This window comes from Bacillus sp. AFS037270 (genome assembly GCF_002585305.1).
Window position 1 is genome coordinate 1 of the sequence record NZ_NUNF01000067.1, and the last position, 1,023, is coordinate 1,023.

At 37.3% G+C, this 1,023-nt stretch carries 2 protein-coding genes; both read left to right on the forward strand.

Features of this window, described 5'->3' with window-relative positions:
* Nucleotides 1–118: 118 nt before the first annotated feature.
* A complete protein-coding gene (locus tag COD92_RS26510) occupies nucleotides 119–547 on the forward strand; it encodes an HTH domain-containing protein (protein WP_098532313.1) in 429 nt (142 codons plus the stop codon).
* A 17-nt stretch (nucleotides 548–564) separates the two neighbouring features.
* A partial coding sequence (locus COD92_RS26515; protein WP_141561148.1) for an IS3 family transposase occupies nucleotides 565–1,023 on the forward strand: 459 nt, incomplete at its 3' end.

Below are 1,023 nucleotides of genomic sequence, written 5' to 3' on the forward strand. Positions count from 1 at the left end.
TGAACTATAACCCGAATAATGGACACTTTAAAAAAAGTCCCTTATTCGGGTTTTTTGTGTTCGCTGGACAAAAACCCGTTTATAATCATTTAGAGGATATAACCGGAGGAAAGTTAAAATGAGTAAAATTATATTTAACAAGATTCAGATTAAATTATTAGAGAGTAATCCCAATGTGGACCATGTGTCCGAACGTTCTATTTCATATACACCCGACTTTAAGATAAGAGCTGTAAAAGAGAATCTAAATGGAAAGGGCCCCGTACAAATCTTTATTGAGCATGGGTTTGACCTTCAAGTGATTGGTTCTGAAAAACCTAAACAATGCTTAAAACGCTGGAGGAAAACTTTTAATCAGTTTGGGGAAGATGGGTTCCTTACGGAAAGGAGAGGAAAAGGTAGTACTGGGAGACCATCATCTAAACAGCTTACAGCTGAAGAAAGCCTAAGGAAGGCTGAGGCACGGATTAAGTATTTAGAAGCGGAGCTAGAATTCTTAAAAAAGTTAGACGAACTCGAAAGGCAGGTATCCAAGGAGAAAAAGTAACGAAGACGGAGAAATTTATGCTTATCGAAAAGATTATTCGGAAGTGTGGAATTACCGGGATGGTAAAATACCTCTGTAAGATGGCAGGAGTAAGCCGAAGTGGTTATTACGCATGGATAAAAGCTGAGAATATAAGGGCATCAAGACAAGAAAATGATTGGAAAGATTATGAGTTAATCAAGAAAATCTTTGATAAAAAGAAGGCAAAAGCAGGTGCTCTGGTTATCAAGATGATTTTGGAGAACGACTACTATGTCGTAATGAACCATAAAAAGATTCGAAGGATTATGAGGAAATTTAACTTGGTAGCGAAGATCAGGCAGATAAATCCTTACAGGAAAATGGCAAAGGCAACTCAGGAGCATAAAACCCTTTCAAATCTACTTGATAGAAAATTTGATCAAGGTGAACCAGGGAAAGTGTTACTTACCGATATTACGTACGTATACTATGGATCAGCACAGCCAGCTTATTTA